15 protein-coding genes are annotated in these 15,141 nt (G+C 63.3%); 3 read left to right on the forward strand and 12 right to left on the reverse strand.

The genetic code is table 11. From position 1 onward, the window contains the following. Positions 1 to 460: 460 nt before the first annotated feature. Positions 461 to 766 carry a hypothetical protein gene (locus tag OKA05_RS06090; protein ID WP_264486224.1) on the reverse strand — a complete coding sequence of 102 codons (306 nt, stop codon included), beginning with the start codon at positions 764 to 766 and terminating at the stop codon, positions 461 to 463. Here OKA05_RS06090 and OKA05_RS06095 point away from each other — a divergent pair. Further along, positions 744 to 2,234, forward strand: a complete 1,491-nt coding sequence (locus OKA05_RS06095; RefSeq protein WP_264486225.1) for a tetratricopeptide repeat protein — start codon at positions 744 to 746, stop codon at positions 2,232 to 2,234. The two genes, OKA05_RS06090 and OKA05_RS06095, sit on opposite strands and share 23 nt — an antisense overlap. An 83-nt stretch (positions 2,235 to 2,317) precedes the next feature. Here OKA05_RS06095 and urtA read toward each other — a convergent pair whose 3' ends face one another. The 10 genes from urtA to OKA05_RS06145 all read right to left on the reverse strand — a co-directional run bounded on the left by urtA (position 2,318) and on the right by OKA05_RS06145 (position 9,431). After that, positions 2,318 to 3,577, reverse strand: a complete 1,260-nt coding sequence (gene urtA / locus OKA05_RS06100) for an urea ABC transporter substrate-binding protein (protein WP_264486226.1) — start codon at positions 3,575 to 3,577, stop codon at positions 2,318 to 2,320. A gap of 114 nt (positions 3,578 to 3,691) precedes the next feature. Further along, positions 3,692 to 4,537 (reverse strand): hypothetical protein, encoded by an 846-nt coding sequence (locus OKA05_RS06105; RefSeq protein WP_264486227.1) that lies wholly within the window; start codon positions 4,535 to 4,537, stop codon positions 3,692 to 3,694. A 195-nt stretch (positions 4,538 to 4,732) separates the two neighbouring features. Next, positions 4,733 to 5,572, reverse strand: a complete 840-nt coding sequence (locus OKA05_RS06110) for an urease accessory protein UreD (protein ID WP_264486228.1) — start codon at positions 5,570 to 5,572, stop codon at positions 4,733 to 4,735. Then, a complete protein-coding gene (locus OKA05_RS06115) occupies positions 5,569 to 6,204 on the reverse strand; it encodes an REP-associated tyrosine transposase (protein WP_264486229.1) in 636 nt (211 codons plus the stop codon). The genes OKA05_RS06110 and OKA05_RS06115 overlap by 4 nt, the downstream gene beginning before the upstream one ends. 88 nt (positions 6,205 to 6,292) lie before the next feature. Then, a complete protein-coding gene (ureG, locus tag OKA05_RS06120; protein ID WP_264486230.1) occupies positions 6,293 to 6,928 on the reverse strand; it encodes an urease accessory protein UreG in 636 nt (211 codons plus the stop codon). Beyond that, the gene (locus OKA05_RS06125) at positions 6,906 to 7,544 is read right to left on the reverse strand and encodes an urease accessory protein UreF (protein ID WP_264486231.1); all 639 of its coding nucleotides are present in this window, start codon (positions 7,542 to 7,544) and stop codon (positions 6,906 to 6,908) included. Before OKA05_RS06125 ends, ureG begins: the two co-directional genes overlap by 23 nt. Before the next feature lie 139 nt (positions 7,545 to 7,683). Continuing rightward, positions 7,684 to 8,097 carry an urease accessory protein UreE gene (locus OKA05_RS06130; protein ID WP_264486232.1) on the reverse strand — a complete coding sequence of 138 codons (414 nt, stop codon included), beginning with the start codon at positions 8,095 to 8,097 and terminating at the stop codon, positions 7,684 to 7,686. A 56-nt stretch (positions 8,098 to 8,153) separates the two neighbouring features. Beyond that, complete coding sequence (locus tag OKA05_RS06135) at positions 8,154 to 8,579, reverse strand: VOC family protein (protein ID WP_264486233.1); 426 nt, start codon at positions 8,577 to 8,579, stop codon at positions 8,154 to 8,156. Between the two features lie 16 nt (positions 8,580 to 8,595). Continuing rightward, positions 8,596 to 8,991 (reverse strand): hypothetical protein, encoded by a 396-nt coding sequence (locus OKA05_RS06140; protein WP_264486234.1) that lies wholly within the window; start codon positions 8,989 to 8,991, stop codon positions 8,596 to 8,598. Further along, positions 8,988 to 9,431, reverse strand: coding sequence for an SRPBCC family protein (locus tag OKA05_RS06145; protein WP_264486235.1), 444 nt, complete (start codon positions 9,429 to 9,431; stop codon positions 8,988 to 8,990). Before OKA05_RS06145 ends, OKA05_RS06140 begins: the two co-directional genes overlap by 4 nt. Before the next feature lie 275 nt (positions 9,432 to 9,706). Between OKA05_RS06145 and OKA05_RS06150 the strand changes: the two genes are divergently transcribed. Continuing rightward, positions 9,707 to 12,844, forward strand: a complete 3,138-nt coding sequence (locus OKA05_RS06150) for a PVC-type heme-binding CxxCH protein (RefSeq protein ID WP_264486236.1) — start codon at positions 9,707 to 9,709, stop codon at positions 12,842 to 12,844. Between the two features lie 58 nt (positions 12,845 to 12,902). Here the strand turns inward: OKA05_RS06150 and OKA05_RS06155 are convergent, their stop codons facing one another. Then, positions 12,903 to 13,262 (reverse strand): hypothetical protein, encoded by a 360-nt coding sequence (locus OKA05_RS06155; RefSeq protein ID WP_264486237.1) that lies wholly within the window; start codon positions 13,260 to 13,262, stop codon positions 12,903 to 12,905. Between the two features lie 222 nt (positions 13,263 to 13,484). Between OKA05_RS06155 and OKA05_RS06160 the strand changes: the two genes are divergently transcribed. Further along, positions 13,485 to 14,843, forward strand: coding sequence for a hypothetical protein (locus OKA05_RS06160; RefSeq protein WP_264486238.1), 1,359 nt, complete (start codon positions 13,485 to 13,487; stop codon positions 14,841 to 14,843). Positions 14,844 to 15,141 lie beyond the last annotated feature (298 nt).

Raw genomic sequence — 15,141 nt, forward strand, 5'->3', positions numbered from 1 at the left:
AACCCGTTGCGGTGCACAAGGGAGCACGACGAGAGTGAAAATGGGATGAATGGATGGGGCCAGCTACTCGTCTCATTATGGCCCAAGGGTAGAAATACCCGAACCCCACTCCTCGCATTATGAAAGCGCCATCCAACTGGATCGTTTTATTGGCGGTTCTGTCCCTCTTCGGCTCCGGCGTCGCTCCCGCCCAACGCGTGGCGGGACGCGGAGCCAACCAGCCGTCGGCGGGCCGCTCCGCCGCGCCCGCCCGCTCGGCCCCGTCGGTCCGTTCGGCACCGAGCTATCGGCCTGCGCCGTCGGTCCGCTCGGCACCGAGCTATCGGCCTGCGCCGTCGGTCCGTTCGGCACCGAGCTATCGACCTGCGCCGTCAGTCCGCTCTGCTCCAACCTATCGGCCCACGCCGTCTGCTCGTCCGGCACCCTCCCGGCAAGTGACTCCGCGCCAGATCGCTCCTCGTCAAGTCACTCCCCGGGTCACGCCGCAGCGCTCGACGCCCCAGCAACGGCCGACGGTGCGACCCACCCCGCAGCGCCAGATCACCCCGCGGCAAACACCTTCGCGAGTGCAGCCAAATGTGACGCAGACACCGCGGCCGACGGCCCGGCCGGGATCCACCGTCACGCCGTCCGCACCCCGGCAGTTGACGCGCCAGCAGCCATCGACCCGGCCGATGCCGCAGGTAGGGAAAGTAACGAAGCCGGGCGGCGTCGGATCTCTCGACCCGAACCGTTTCAACCGCGTGCCCACCAAGCTTGCGGCCACGGGGCGGCAGCTTCAGACCAACCAGCCTTCCCTCGCTCGACGTCAGGTGGGCTTCGTCCGCCCCGATGGCAAGCCTGGCCGGCTCACGCTGAGCCGGCCTGCCGACCGGACCGGCGTGCTGGCCCGGAATACCGGGCTGGATCCCGTGGCGCAGAAAAAGTGGGGGAACTGGGGCAAGTGGTCTTCCATGCCGCGTGACGGCACACCTCGGGTTGGCCTGCCGGGGGGCATGACGCGGCGAGGTGGCTCGCTCGATGCCGCCCTGATCAGCCCGAATTTCCGGCGCTCGGTGAACTGGAGCTACCACCCGAGCTGCTGGGGTTCGAATCCATGGTGGACTGCCAGCGCCTCCCATCGCGGCTGGTATCACAGTCACTGGAACTACTGCTGGAGTCCTAGCTGGTACCGCCGCTGTTACAGCAATTGGTATCCGTCCTGGTATCCTGGCTACTCCATCCGCTCCTACCCGGTTTCCTGGGGCCTCGCGTGCTGGGGCCTCGGCAGCGTGATCTACGACACCGGCTACTACTCTTATATTAATCCCTACACGCCCGAGCCCTACCGCTACGAGAGCACGGTGATCGACTACGAGCAGCCGATGTCGGTGATCGCCCGCGAGTACACCTCCGGCGACGAAATCGCCTCCAATCTCAGCGCCAGCCGTTCTGCCGATATGCTGGATCGCTCGCGCTCCGCCTTCCGCGACGAGGATTACCTCACAGCGCTGACCAACGTCGACGAAGCGATCTCCTATCAGCCGGGCGACTCCGCGCTCCATGAGTATCGCGCGCTGGTGCTATTCGCGCTTGGCAAATACCGCGATGCGGCAGGCGTGCTTCATCCACTGCTCGCCTCCGGTCCAGGCTGGGATCGTGCGACCATGACCGGCCTCTACGGCGCTGAGAGCAGCTACCTCACGCAGCTTGCCAAGCTGGAGAATTACGTGGCCTCCACGCCTGACCAGCCCGCCCCGCGCTTCCTGCTCGGATATCACTATCTGGTCGGCGGTGAACTCGATCGCGCCGCGAGGGAGTTCGACGAAGTCGCACGGTTGCGGCCGGACGACAGCATCAGCCGCCAGCTTCGCGATCTTGCGCGCTCGTCGGTGCAATCCCAGAGCGACGAACCGGTCCCTCCGCCCGCCGCCGCCGATGGCGAGCCAGCGGTCGAAGGTCCTTCCTCGACGCAACTCATCGGCACATGGCGTAGCAACCGCGCCGATCAGGGAGTCGTGACGCTGAGCCTGCGGCAGGACGCAGGCTTCACCTGGAACTTCACCAAGGATGGGACCTCAGCGAACGAATTGGCCGGCACGTGGGAGATCAACGACCGCGGCCTGCTTGTCCTCAGCGCGGACAACGCCCAGATGGTCGGCGAAGTGAAGTTCAGCCCGGAGCAGAAGATGACTTTCATCCTCGCCGGTGGGCCGGAGGGTGATCCGGGCCTGACCTTTGACCGCGTGCCTTGATGCAAAAACACAAACCCCGTCCCGCGGGAGCACGGGACGGGGCTGGTGGCGACTATTCCGGGGGGAGAATAAGTGTCCGTTAATTACTTCTTGTAGGTGCCCTTCAGGAAGGGCTCGCCAACGACGCCCTTGTATTCCTTGAGGATCTTGAACTGACCGTCGGCGCGCGTTTCGCCGATGTAGACGTTCTTGGTGAGGTGGCGGTTCTTCTGGGTGGTGACCTTGCCGCCGGGGCCGTCGAAGGAGATGCCGGCTTCAAGCGCGGCATTCACCTTGTCCACGTCGAAGGAGCCGGCCTTCTCGACCGCGGCCTTCCAGAGGTAGACGCCGTCGTAGCTGAGCACCATCGGCGAGCAGGTCACGCGGCCTTCCTTCACGATGCCGGGAGTGTCGGTCTTCTTCAGCCAAGCCTGGAAGCCATCGGTGAACTTCTTGTTCGCCGGCGACTTGATCGACTGGAAGTAGGTCCAGCAGCCGAGCTGGCCGACCAGTTGTTTCGCGGGCAAGCCGCGGAACTCGTCTTCCGAGATCGAGAAGCTGACGACAGGGCAGGTCTCGGCGGTGAGACCGGCGGCGGCGTACTCCTTGAAGAAGGGCACGTTGGTATCACCGTTGAGGGTGTTGATCACGCAGGCGCTGCCACCGGCGGCGAACTGTTTGATCTCGGCGATGATCTGCTGGTAATCGGTGTGGCCGAATGGCGTGTACTTGCCGGCGGAGACGATCTCGTCGCCTTCCTTGCGGAAGCCACCGCCAATGTTCTCAAGCGGCACGCCCTTGCTGAGCAGGTATTCGAGCAGCACCAGGTTGGTGGTCTGCGGATAGACGTAGTCGGAGCCGATCAGGTAGAACTTCTTCTTCCCTTCCGCGAGCATGTAGTCGACGGCCGGGGTGGCCTGCTGGTTCACGGCTTCGGCGGTGTAGAAGATGTTCTTCGACATTTCCTCACCCTCGTACTGCACGGGGTAGAAGAGAAGGCCCTTCTTTTCCTCGAAGACGGGGAGCACCGACTTGCGGCTGACCGAGGTCCAGCAGCCGAAGGTCACGGCGACCTTGTCCTGATCGAGGAGTTGCTTGGCCTTCTCGGCGAAGAGCGGCCAGTTCGAGGCGCCGTCCACGACGACGGGTTCGATCTTCTTGCCCATCACGCCACCGGCGGCGTTGATTTCATCGAAGGTGAAGAGCAGCACGTCGCGCAGCGAGGTCTCGCTGATCGCCATGGTGCCGCTGAGAGAGTGAAGGACGCCGACCTTGACAGTGTCTTGGGCGGTGGAGGGGGAAGCGCCGAAAGCGGCGGTGAGCGCTGCACAAGCGAGCAGGCGTTGGAAGACGGAGCGGGTCATGAATTTGGGACAGATGGTGTTTTTAGAGCAAGCGGCGAAAAGGCCCGTTCCTGGAGGGAACCGGGAACGGACCTTCCCGCTGCAACCGATTGATACCAAGGAAGGGGGGGTGGCCTAGAAAGCGCAGCCGATGCCGATGTTGGCGGTCAGGAAGTCATTGTCCGGACGGCCGGAGCGGCTGTTGCCGACGACATCGCTGTCGGTGAGGTAGTAGGTGAAGCCGCCGTGGATATTCCAGGAGCCGTAGTCTTCACCAAGGAAGTCCAGGGCGTAGGTGGCGTTGACGCCCAGCGAACCGTAGCCCAAGCCGCTGTCGATGCTGCCTGGGTGGAAGTCGTCATCAAGGAAGTAGGCGACGTTCAGCGGGAACGAGAAGGTCACCGGACCGGCTTCAATCGAGTGGGAGATACCGGCCACGATGACGGTACCATTGTTGCCGCCGGACGCACCGGGATCGACGCGGTTGTGGAACGTCAGCGAAGGATTGAGGAAGCAAGCGTAGGCGAACTTGATATCGACGATCTGTTCGTTGCCGCTGGCATAATACCAGTTTTGATAGAGGCCGGTGATGCTGAGATCACCGATCTTGTAGCCAAGTCCGGCCCAGATATCGACCTCCTGGAGGGAACCACCGATGGAGGAGGGAACCTTGTCGTTCATGTCCCACCACGTGCCGAGGATGAAGCTGAAGTTCGCTGGCAGGGACCACGTGAATTCGAGGGAAGGGTTGAAGGTGCCGCCTTCGAGGTCGTTGCCATCGCCCCAGACGTCCAGGCCGTAGGAAACGAAGTGCGAGTTAAGGTCGAGGTTCAGGGTGCCGGCCCATTTTTTCTCAGACTCGGGTGCCGCGGTGATGGTTGTCGTGGTGGTTTCGGCATCGCCCGCCATGGACGCGGCCGTGCCGAGCAGGGAGGCGATCAAGACGCTGGCGAACACGGAGGACTTCACAGGTTTCATCATGGTTGTTCGGTATGGTTGGTGCGGTGGGAGACTTCCCCGCCAAACCGCAGGAGCATTCGCGTGGCCATCCGTGCCAACTGCGGGATGTACATGACAGGAAACCGAATCCTGCCTAACAGGCGGATTCATGCGCCATCCTCATGCATCTGGAGATTGCGGTACGATGCGGCAGGAATGGCGTCGAAACCCGCAATTTCATGCAATGAGCCTGCCGAGCCGCGGCATCGGCTGGTGGCTTGCTTCATAGAGCAAGCGCCGCAATTCGCCGATCAAGGCGCGCGCCGCGAGGCTATCGGCACACAAGGCGCGCACGATGTGGACGCTCTCAAATAGCGGTCCGTGGCCGAGGTAAGTGCGCTCGCCATGGAGCGCATCGAGTTCGGCGGCAGGCCATGCGTCGGCAGCCATGGTGACGTAGACGGTCACGTAGTGCGCCGCGGGAAACTTCTCGCGCAAGGCGGTGAGGCTATGATCGCCGGGCTTCAGCTCGAAGCGCTCGCGGGCGACTAGCTTCCCCTGGGCGATGAGGTCGAGTTCCCAGCGCAGGCTTTCATAAGCGAAGACCTCACCGCGTGCGACGCGACCGGGTGCGATCCATTCGAAGAAGAGCAGGTCGGCGTTTTCCTCGAGTTGAATTTCCGTGCGTTGGAAGTAGCGCGCTCCCGCCTGTGGAATGAACGGCTCAGGAATCCATTCCATGAACGCGCCGCTCTCGACCGTCAGCCGCTGTTGGCAGACCGCCGGACTCTCACTGCGAGCGCGATAAACGCGCGAGGAACCCGGCGTGCTGAGGACAAGCCGAGTGCTTTTGCCAGCTGTAATATCGAGGTCGAGCCGGTCGCCATCGAAGAAGCCCGCGGTGGGATTCACGAGATGAACAAGCAGCGACCCCGACTCCACGTGCGCCTTGCTGAGATGGATCGGTGCGCGGAAGGACTGGCGCGAGAGGAATGGCGTGCCGTCGCCCCGCACATCGCTGCGGAGGTCGAGGTGGCCGCGGATGCTGCGACCTGTCACTGGGAACGCGGAATTCATTCCGCCCGAGTCCTCCCTTCATGCGGACTTGATCCGGTGCCCCAACCTATTCCGGCGCTGGAGAATCTCCATTCAGCAGGCGTCTTACACAGCCCCGCCTTCACGGGATTCTCACGGATGTATGCCACCGCGTTATGAAAGTGGTCCAAGTCCCGGATAAACCGGTCGTGATAGTCCTCCAGCCACAATGAGCCGCTGCGACCAAGCAGCCGGTTGATCTGAATGGCGGCCGGAGCTTTCCAGCCTTTCACGATTTGTCCCAAGGCGATTTCACCCGTCAAGCGAACCAACACATGCACGTGATTCGGCATGATGCACCATTCGATGAGCTTGTAGGCTCCATCGTGGCCGGCTAGAAGCAAACCTTGGACGATTGCCGCGCACTCGTGCATTGCGAGCACGCCTGAGCCGTGGCCGGCATCTTCGTAACGCGCGATGCGGCGATGCAGGTCTGTCTGGGCCCGCGGGGAAAGATGTCGCTCCGAACCTCCCAAGGAACCGGCCAGCTCTCTCCTCCACTCTTCGATCACAGACGTAGGGAGCGCGTCGCCCAGCCTGAACGTGATGGCCTGCACCGAGTCTTCGAAGTCCCAGTGAGGCAGGTAGCCACGATCATGGATGCCCTTGTGCACCGTGGAGATATTTGAAGAATGGGATTTATTCCGCGAGTTCGAAAAAGGCGAAAGACAGGCGGAATAAATTCCGCGCTCCCAGTGGGCATTAGACAAAGAGATACTCATGCTTCAGCCAGGCGAGGAGCTCGTCCTTGCCCTTCTCCGATTTCAAATCCGCGAACAGGAAGGGCCGCGTGCCGCGCTGCTTCGCGGAATCGGCCGCCATCACCTCGAGGTCCGCACCGACGTAGGGCGCGAGCTCGGTCTTATTGATGAGCAGCAGGTCGCTGGTGCGGATGGCGGGGCCGCCCTTGCGCGGGATCTTGTCTCCCTCGGCCACGTCGATGACGTAGATGTAGGCATCCACTAGTTCGGGGGAGAAGGTGGCGGAGAGATTGTCGCCGCCGCTTTCGATGAGGATCAGCTTCAGGTCCGGGTGCGCGCGTTCGAGGTCCACCACGGCGGCCATGTTCATGCTGATGTCGTCGCGGATCGCGGTGTGCGGGCAGCCGCCCGTTTCCACGCCGCGGACGCGGTCGGCGGGCAGCACGCCGGCACGCAGCAGGAACTCGGCGTCCTCGCGCGTGTAGATGTCATTGGTGATCACTGCGAGCGAGAGCTCGTCCTTCAGCCACTGCGAAAGCCGCAGCACGCACATCGTTTTGCCGGAGCCGACGGGACCACCGACGCCGAGGCGAAAGGGACGCTTGGGGGTAGATTCAGGAGATGAAGAGTCGGGCATCGGCACGGGCATGGCGGAGCGAGGCAATTTCTAACAGAGGATTGAACCACCCGTCGGGCGGACGGGAGAGCGAGCAGTCGAGATCAGCACCAAGCCGGTCGAGCGTGCGGCGGACGATCGACTGGCAAGCGGTCTGGCCGATCCGCAGCAGCTTCATCGACGCCGTCGCAAAGCCGGTGACCGTCTGGAACGCGAAGGCCCGCGCCGCGAAGGCGACCGGCAGTGATGAAAGCTCGATCGCGGTCACCACGAGATGGTGGCTGAAAGGGCAGGCGGCATGGTGGCTTTCCACCAGCGGCGATGGCGAAAGCTGCCGTAGCAGCTCCAGCCGCCGCGAGCCGATGCGCCGAGAAGCATCGCGCGTCTCGGCGGGCAAGCGCCAAGCATCCAGCTCGGCATCCAACTCTAACAGACCCGCGGCATCCTCCTTCAAAGCCGCCTCATGGGCCCGAAGGAAGTAAGGCAGCTCGAAGGTGAGCAGAGCCGGCACGATCTGCGTTTCGAGAAATCGCTCCAGTCCCGCGGCGTCCTTCACCGTTCCGCACTCGACCAATTCCTCCAGCCCGAAGGAATGCGCATACGCTCCCGAGGGATACTGGGAGTCGTTCGCCTGCATCAGCCACAGCAGCGCATCTCTTTCGTGGCGGAACGACTGCGTCGTTCCGGCTGGGGGCGGCGGGTCCAGAGACTCGGAAGTCCGTGATCCGGGTGGCCTCTCCTCACGGAACGGCGCAGCCGTTCCGCTAGATGACGGGTCAGACGGCATGGGCCATGGCCTTGAGGGGTTGGAAAAGCACGGCCGGCTCGGTGAAGGCCCAACCTTCCCGGTCTAACAACTGTGCCATCGCCTCATCGTGCAGCACGCGGATGCGGTCATCGAAAATCTGTGCCGGCAGATGCAGGTTGCCGGTCTTCCATGCAACCAGCGCGGCATGGGCCGGGCTTTCGAATGGCACCTCGTACACGACCTCGGGAAGCTGCCGGACGATGTAGTCCTTCCCGTCCTGCTGGAAGACCACGCCGCCATCGGCGAGCCGGCTTTCCAGATCGAAGCCGAACTCAGTGCCATCCTCCGCGATGCCGCGCCAGCGACGCTTCAGGAACTGGCGGCGCTCCGCAGCCAGCACCACCTGCTCCTCCGGCGGGCGGGAGGAGGCAGGTTCAAGCATGCGTGTGACGAGCTGCATCATCGGCGGGATCGCCCATGAGCAGCCCTCATGCCGAATTAGGATTGCTGCGTGTCCACCAGCACCATCCACGACACGCCGAAGCGGTCGATCAGCATGCCGAAGGCCGGCGAGAAGAAGGTTTCCACCATCGGAGCGCACACCTGCCCGCCGTCGCTGAGCACGCCGAAGATTCGCTCGGCCTCGGCCTTTTCCTTCACGGAGATCGAGAGCGAAAAGCCGTCGAACTTGGTCTTGCCCTCACAGTTGCCGTCGGAGGCCATGATCAGGCTCTCGCCGATCTTGAAGGAGGCGTGCATGATCTTTTCCGGATCGGGCGCGTTTCCACCGGGGCCGCAGTTGGCGGGCACCGGGCTATCCTTGAAGCGCATCGCCATCACCACCTGGGCGCCGAGGTTCTCCTGATAGAAGGTAAGGGCCTCCTGGCAGCGGCCGTCGAAGAACAGGTAGGGTTGGACGATCATGATTGGGTAGGAGATTTCAGCGGTTGGCGAGTCCGGCGAATTGCTTGCGAGCGACCCACAGCAGGTAGAGGGCGGCCACACAGGCGATCGGGGTCAGGAACGGCTTCTCAAAGATGCCCGCTCCGTTGGTGACGAAGATGTGGAAGGCGAGGATGTTGATAAGGATGGGGCCCAGGATCAGCAGCCCGAAGTTCCGGGTGCGCGGGATGATGACAAGGATCGCGCCGATGAGCTCGAAAGCCTTCACGAAGGTCATGTAACCCGTCGGCCCAAAGGCGGCCATGAAGTGTGCGGGCGGGCTTCCTTCCGGCGGAAGCGGTTGGTCCGGCATGAGCTTGAAGAAGAACATCAGAGAGGCCATCAGGAAGATGGCCCCGAGGAGGCCGCCGGCGATGCAAGGCAGGTATTTCATGGTGTGGATTTCAGGTGGTTTTCGAGGCGGTCGAAGTTTTCCTCGTTCGCCTTCAGGATGAAGTCGCGGATCTTTTCACCGGCCGCGGCGGGTTCAAATGCCATCTTCCAGGTCAGCCGCGTGCCGCCGGCTTCCTCCTCCCAAGTGATGGTCATGGTGAAGTCGTGCATCGGCTGTGAATGCCGGAAGACGACGCGCTCCGGCTCCACGACTTCGAGGAACTCCTTGTCGTTTTCGTAGTTCGCGCCGTCCGGGCCGTGCAGGGTGAGGCGGAAGCGCCCGCCGGGCCGCAAGTCGAATTCGTGGATCGTGCTGGTGAACCCATTCGGTCCCCACCAGAAGGCGAGGCGGGCAGGGTCGCGGAAGGCATCGAAGACCGCGTTCCGCGGGAACAGGATCAAGCGGGTGGAAACGATGCCGGGGGCGGAGGTGTCGGTCATGGCCGGATGCGGATGCAGAGGTTCGAGTTCCCGACGTTTCACGACGGCTGAACAGGACACATTCAGCACAAAAACCCGTCGTCGGAAATCCCGAGCGTGTCACGGGCTCAACCGAATCCGTGCCCCGGGCGATGTTTAAGGCAATAATCGGCATTGCCGGAGAGTGCGTTTCCACATTAAGCACTTGGATATTTGGCGAATCAAAGGCGTTTGTCGGAGCTGTTCGACAAAAAGCTGGCCTTCGCGCGGTATCGCAATTCACAAGAATCATCATCATGAAGCAAACCCTGCTATTCGCGATGGCGGCCATCGTCGCCCAACCCGCCGCATGGGCCGCCACTCCCCCGAAGAATGGCGAGCACATCGTCCTCCTCGGCAATGGCCTCGGCGAACGTTTCATCGACCACCCGTATTTCGAGGCGGATTTGCAGATGCGCTTCCCGGACAAGCAGCTTGTGGTGCGCAACCTGTGCCGCGTCGGCGATACGCCCGGCTTTCGCCCGCATCCCTCGCGCAAGTCGCAGTGGGCCTTTCCCGGCGCCGAAAAATTCCACCCGCAGCACCAGATCCATGCCGGCCAGGGCAATCACCCGACGCCCGACCAGTGGCTCACGACGGTGAAGGCGGACACCATTCTCGCTTTCTTCGGTTACAACGAGTCCTTCGACGGCCCGGCCGGCCTGGAGAACTTCAAGGGCGAGCTGGACGCCTTCATCACCCACACGCTCGCCCAGAAATACAATGGCAGCGCGGCCCCGCGGCTGGTGCTGGTTTCGCCGATCGCCTTCGAAGACCTTTCCGCGAAGCGCGACCTGCCGGATGGCAAGAAGGAGAACGAGAACCTCGCGCTCTACACCAAGGCCATGGCCGAGGTGGCCGCGGCGCGGAAGGTCGAGTTCATCGATCTCTTCGAGTCCACTTCCAAGCTCTACGCAACGCTGGACAAGCCATTCACCCGCAATGGATTCCTACCCAGCGACGATGGCTACAAGCTGCTCGGCCCGGCCGTGGTCGACCAGGCCTTCGGCAAGGTCCCGCGCAAGGCCACTGGGAAGCCGGCCAAGATCGTCGAGGCCGTCCGCGACAAGGATTGGTTCTGGTTCAATGACTACCGGATGCTCAATGGCGTCCACGTCGATGGCCGACGCTACAATCCCTTCGGCCCGCAGAACTATCCCTTCGAGACCACGAAGATGCGGGCCATGACCGAGGTCCGCGACCGCGCCGTGTGGGCGATCGCCAATGGCAAGGGCTTCGACCTCAAGACCGCCGACCATTCCACCCCCCCCCTGCCGGAGGTGAAGACCAACTATCAGCCCGGCGGCAAAAACGGCGATCCGGACTACAAGGAAGGCCGCGAGGCGGTGAAGGCGCTCGCCGTGCCGGAAGGCTACAAGGTCGAGCTCTTCGCCTCCGAGAAGGAGTTCCCGAACCTCGCCAACCCGATGCAGATGTCCTTCGACAACAAGGGCCGGCTGTGGGTGGCGACGATGCCCAGCTATCCACACTATCGTCCCGGCGACGAGCGGCCGAATGACAAGATCCTCATCTATGAGGACACCAACAACGACGGCCGCGCCGACAAGGAGACCGTCTTCGCCGACAAGCTGCACCTGCCGATCGGCATCGAGTTCGCGCCCGAGGGCGTCTATGTCGCGCAGGAGCCGCACCTGATGTTGTTCAAGGACACCAATGGCGACGACAAGGCGGACTCCAGCGAGGTCGTGCTGACCGGCTTCTGCACCCACGACACCCACCACGCGGTCAGCGCCTTCTGCGCCGATCCGTCCGGGTCCTTCGTGATGGGCGAGGGCGTCTTCCTCCACTCGAATGTCGAAACGCCCTACGGCCCGGTGCGCGGTGTCGATGGCGGCTTCTTCCGCTTCAGCCCGCAGCGCACGCATCTTGAGCGCACCGCGCAGCTCTCCATCCCGAATCCCTGGGGCATCGCCTTCGATGACTGGGGCCAGGACTTCTTCCTCCACACCTCCGGCCCGGGCATCGAGTGGATGCTGCCGGGCTCGCTCAAGACTCCCTATGGCGTCAAGAACCCGGGCTCACCCAATCTCGCGCCGAAGGGCAACGAGGTCCGCCCGACCTCCGGGCTCGAATTCGTCTCGTCCCGCCATTTCCCGGATGAGGTGCAGGGCGACATGCTGCTCTGCAATGCCATCGGCTTCCTCGGGATCAAGCAGCACAAGATCGAGGACGAACCGACGGGCTACAAGACCACCTTCCGCCAGGACCTGCTGAAGTCGTCCGACGGCAACTTCCGCCCCGCTGACCTTGAGTTCGCGCCGGATGGTTCGCTCTTCGTCATCGACTGGCAGAATGCGCTGATTGGCCACATGCAGCACAATGCCCGCGACCCGCATCGCGACCACGAGCACGGCCGCATCTACCGCATCACCTACCCGTCGCGTCCGCTGGTGAAGCCAGCCAAGATCGCCGGTGCCCCGTTGGCGACGCTGTTCGAAAACCTCAAGCTGCCCGAGTATCGCACCCGCTACCGGACCCGCCGCGAGATCCGCGGTCACTCGGCCGATGAGGTGCTGCCAGCGCTCCAGCAGTGGGTGGCCAAGCTGGACCCCAAGGACTCGCGCTACGAGCACCACCGCCTCGAAGCGCTGTGGACGACCTGGGCTCTAAACAAGGTGGATACGAAGTTGCTCGGTGAGCTGCTGGTGTCGCCGGACTACCACGTCCGCGCCGCGGCGGTCCGCGTGCTGCGCTACAATTTCCGCAGTGTGCCGAATCCGGCCGCGCTGCTGAGCAAGGCCGCGAACGATGCCGAAGGCCGCGTCCGCCTGGAGTCGATCGTCGCCGCCACATGGCTGGATAGCGGGGCTGCGAAAACGGTGGTCGAGCAGGCTTCCAAGCAGCCGCTCGACCGCTGGAGCCAGAATGCGGCGAAAACCGCCGCCGCCCGCCTCGCCGGTCGCGCCGAGGAAAAGATCGAGGAGCATCCCGCGCCAGCCGCGCCCAAGCACCTCATCGCCGCGGACCAGCAGCGCTATCTGGCCGGGCACGCGATCTACAGCCGCGAAGGATTCTGCCTCACCTGCCACCAGGCCGATGGCAATGGCCTGCCGTCCGCCGGCTTCCCGCCGCTCTCAGGCAGCTTCTGGGTCACGGGCAGCGAGGAGCGCCTGATCAAGGTCACGCTCCACGGCCTGATGGGTCCCTTGGAACTCAAGGGCGTGAAGTATCCCGGCCAGGTGCCGATGACCCCGTTCGCGGGAATGCTCAATGACAAGGAAGTCGCCGACGTCCTGACCTACGTCCGCAACAGCTTCGGCAACCAAGCCGCGCCCGTCACCGCCGAGACCGTGGCCAAGGTCCGGCAAGCGGCAGGCACCCGCTCGTTCTACACGCCGGAGGAGTTGCTCAAGGAGCACCCGCAGGAGAAGTGATCCCAAGTGAAAGGCCGGGGAGGGTGACCTTCCCGGCTTTTTCGTTTCGAGGAGAGCCTCACTGCGCTTTCACCGCCAGCACGTAGGAGAGCACCGCCTTTTCGTCGTCCGGCGCGAGACCGGCGTGGCGGATCATCTTGGGCATGGCGTCCTCCCATTCGTCCACGTCGACGTCCTTGGGGATCATGTAATTGTGGCACTCGCCGCATTTCAGCATGTAGGTCACGTGGCCGTGCTGTAGCTTTTCGAGCGAGGTCTTGCTCTTCGCGGCCATGGCTGGCGTGGGATTCGGCACCTCGGAGATCCCGCCTTCGGCTGGCTCGGCACCCGTTTGGATGTTCCCGTCGGTGGGAATGCCGGTGCCGCCGCAGCCGGTGAGGATGGCGACGAGCACCAGGGAGCCGAAAAGATTGCGCATGGCTCAGGCTAGCGGGGGAATGTTCCGGCTGAGAAGCGCCAAGTCTCGCGAGTGACTGGGAGATTGCACCCGGCGCGGATGCCGGAGAGCATGGAGGGAACGATGGCGCTCTCCGACATCTGGCGTTCGATCGCAACCCATAGCCTATGTGGGATGGCCGGGGTGGTGCTGTGGCATGCGTGGAATCTTCAATCCCCCCCGCGGTCCGGACCGGTGAACGAGATGTCCGTCCCCACGGAAGACCGCCGCCAGGCGGTGAATCGCCGGGCTCGGGAGCTGGTCGATCAGGCGATCCTGACTGAGAGCCCGCGGCCTAGGGTGGCGACGAAGGCAAAGCCCCGAAGCCCGCGGTCGGCAGCGGAGGAAGCGCTGGCGAATCGGGCCGGCATCCTCGCGGAGTGGCAGGGTAAGGTGGACGCCTTCTTGAAGGCGGCAGCGATTCATCAGGCCGACGGGCAACTGCTGGAGAAGATTGAGGACAAGCTGTTCCGGAACGATGAAGAGGACTTGTCGGCCATGGTGCTGGGACTCTTTCTCCAAAACGAGGACCGGGCACTTGCCGAAGTATGCCAAAGGGAGGCGCTGCACGGCACGGATGCGATCGAGGATGCCCTTGAAGCGCTGTCCGGGTCCACATTGGAGCGATGGGCCGCGGACCCGCAGGTTCCCCTGACAATCCGCGTTCAAATGTTGGCTTCCTTGGGGCAGCGAATGGGTCGGAACGGCGACCTCGAGGGGCTGCTCCGGACTTGGACGAATTCACCGAAGGCCTTTGACAGTTATCACCACGGCTCCTTGGTACGGGAGTTCCTCGGCGAGTGGATTTGCACCGACCCGGGCGAAGTGGTTCGCCGGATTTTTCAAGACTGGCCGGAGGACCTGCGGCTGGAGTTCCTGGAACAAACGAGCGAACACCCCATCTGGACCGATGCGCTCGCCTCGGCCATGCGCGAAGCACCGTGGGAACGGGTGCCGGAGGATTTGAAGAAAGAGACGATGGAGGCCATCGACACCTCGGACGATCCTTACCAGGAACTTCCGGCTCAAATGGGTCGGGCACCGGACAAAAGCTTGCCGGAGGGCTTGGAGCCGAGGGATGCACGGAGAGCGCTCACCTCTCACATGGAGCGGCTTCTAGACCGTGGGCCGGACATGATGGAGCAGCTCGCCGACGGGAGGATCGCGGTGGACGAGGTGGCGCGGGACTTGGCGTCGCGGTTGCCGGGTTCTGAACACTATCCGGAACTATTCGCCGAGGCCGTGTTTGAGGAGGCAGTGTCGACCGATCCAGCGGGTGCCCTGAAATACGCGGAGGGGAAGATCAGCCCCGAGCGCTTGGAGCAATTGGGCCAGGAAGCGTTGCAGTCGATGTTCTACAACGAGCCGTGTTTGGAACGGATTTTCGAGGCGGCGGCCTTGCTTCCAGCGAACACCTCGGAGCCCGGCTCGCTCACCGGAGACTTCATGTCGTGGCAGGCTTGGGCTCCGGACCAGGCCGCGGCGGCCTTGGACAAGCTGCCTGCCCGGCATCCATTGCGGCGGCGGATCGAAGAAGCGCTTGCGGGAAAGGAGGAGCCGTGAAACGGGCCGCAGGATACTTGCTATCGGCGCTCGTCGGCTTCCTGGTGGCGGCTTCCTTGCAATCGGAACGAGCGGGGAGACAGGACGAAGAACGTCGTAAGCCCCGTTCCTCATCGGGATCGGGCGTGGACCAGGAGGAGGGGACCTCGTTTTCCTTGGCTTGGCGGCTCTTGGCAGAACGGGATCTGGATCCTTGGGCCCGCTATCATTCAAGGGGTGAGTTACTCGGCCGGTGGGCAAGGGAGGATCCCCGGCATTTCCTACGTTTCTTCGAGGGCCGTGCGGCTCCCCGAGGCTG

The sequence above is a fragment of the Luteolibacter arcticus genome, from assembly GCF_025950235.1.
GTDB classification, from domain to species: domain Bacteria; phylum Verrucomicrobiota; class Verrucomicrobiia; order Verrucomicrobiales; family Akkermansiaceae; genus Haloferula; species Haloferula arctica.

What these genes read in the sequence shown, in the direction of transcription:
- urtA (WP_264486226.1), bottom strand. Translation starts at nt 3,577, where the DNA reads ATGACCCGCTCCGTCTTCCAACGCCTGCTCGCTTGTGCAGCGCTCACC.
- OKA05_RS06105 (WP_264486227.1), bottom strand. Translation starts at nt 4,537, where the DNA reads ATGATGAAACCTGTGAAGTCCTCCGTGTTCGCCAGCGTCTTGATCGCC.
- OKA05_RS06110 (WP_264486228.1), bottom strand. Translation starts at nt 5,572, where the DNA reads ATGAATTCCGCGTTCCCAGTGACAGGTCGCAGCATCCGCGGCCACCTC.
- ureG (WP_264486230.1), bottom strand. Translation starts at nt 6,928, where the DNA reads ATGCCCGACTCTTCATCTCCTGAATCTACCCCCAAGCGTCCCTTTCGC.
- OKA05_RS06125 (WP_264486231.1), bottom strand. Translation starts at nt 7,544, where the DNA reads ATGCAGGCGAACGACTCCCAGTATCCCTCGGGAGCGTATGCGCATTCC.
- OKA05_RS06130 (WP_264486232.1), bottom strand. Translation starts at nt 8,097, where the DNA reads ATGCTTGAACCTGCCTCCTCCCGCCCGCCGGAGGAGCAGGTGGTGCTG.
- OKA05_RS06135 (WP_264486233.1), bottom strand. Translation starts at nt 8,579, where the DNA reads ATGATCGTCCAACCCTACCTGTTCTTCGACGGCCGCTGCCAGGAGGCC.
- OKA05_RS06140 (WP_264486234.1), bottom strand. Translation starts at nt 8,991, where the DNA reads ATGAAATACCTGCCTTGCATCGCCGGCGGCCTCCTCGGGGCCATCTTC.
- OKA05_RS06145 (WP_264486235.1), bottom strand. Translation starts at nt 9,431, where the DNA reads ATGACCGACACCTCCGCCCCCGGCATCGTTTCCACCCGCTTGATCCTG.
- OKA05_RS06150 (WP_264486236.1), top strand. Translation starts at nt 9,707, where the DNA reads ATGAAGCAAACCCTGCTATTCGCGATGGCGGCCATCGTCGCCCAACCC.
- OKA05_RS06155 (WP_264486237.1), bottom strand. Translation starts at nt 13,262, where the DNA reads ATGCGCAATCTTTTCGGCTCCCTGGTGCTCGTCGCCATCCTCACCGGC.
- OKA05_RS06160 (WP_264486238.1), top strand. Translation starts at nt 13,485, where the DNA reads ATGTCCGTCCCCACGGAAGACCGCCGCCAGGCGGTGAATCGCCGGGCT.